Here is a 598-nt window from a genome sequence, read left to right as displayed (position 1 = left end):
CGGTCGCGGCGACCGGCCCGCGGCGCGCGGCGACCGGCGCGGGATGATCGGAGCGGAACGGTCCGGTGGGGCGGCCGGGCTGAGGGACGGACGGCCGACGAGCGGCCGGGCCGGCGAGGCGACCGTTGCGAGGAGAGCGAGAGACCATGGCGGGCACTGTGCGCACGACCCCCTCCGGCAGCCGGGGCGAGCTGCGCGAGGACTACGACACCGCGCTGCTGGACCTGGACGGCGTGGTGTACGTCGCGGGCGACGCCGTACCGCACGCCGTGCGGTCGCTGACGGAGGCGGGCGAGGCGGGCATGCGGCGCGCGTACGTCACGAACAACGCCTCGCGCACCCCCGAGGCCGTCGCCGCGCACCTCCGCGAACTCGGCGTCCCCGCCGCGGCGGACGACGTGATCACCTCCGCGCAGGCCGTCGCCCGCCTCATGGCCGAGCAGCTTCCGGCGGGCGCGCGCGTCCTGGCCGTCGGCGGCGAGGGGCTGCGGGAGGCGCTGAACGAGCAGGGCATGCGCCTCGTCGAGTCGGCGGACGACGAGCCGGACGCGGTGGCACAGGGCTACGGCGGACCCGGGCTGCCGTGGGGACGGCTGGG

At 77.9% G+C, this 598-nt stretch carries 1 protein-coding gene; it reads left to right on the top strand.

The features are described from left to right. Positions 1-146: 146 nt before the first annotated feature. Positions 147-598, top strand: a 452-nt coding sequence (locus AN218_RS28665) for an HAD-IIA family hydrolase (protein ID WP_420856028.1), incomplete at its 3' end; no start/stop codon positions are given.

Origin of the sequence: Streptomyces nanshensis (genome assembly GCF_001751255.1) — a bacterium.
GTDB classification, from domain to species: Bacteria; Actinomycetota; Actinomycetes; order Streptomycetales; family Streptomycetaceae; genus Streptomyces; species Streptomyces nanshensis_A.
The sequence above is the reverse complement of the archived record's forward strand: the minus strand, read 5'-3'. Positions and strand labels throughout refer to the sequence as shown.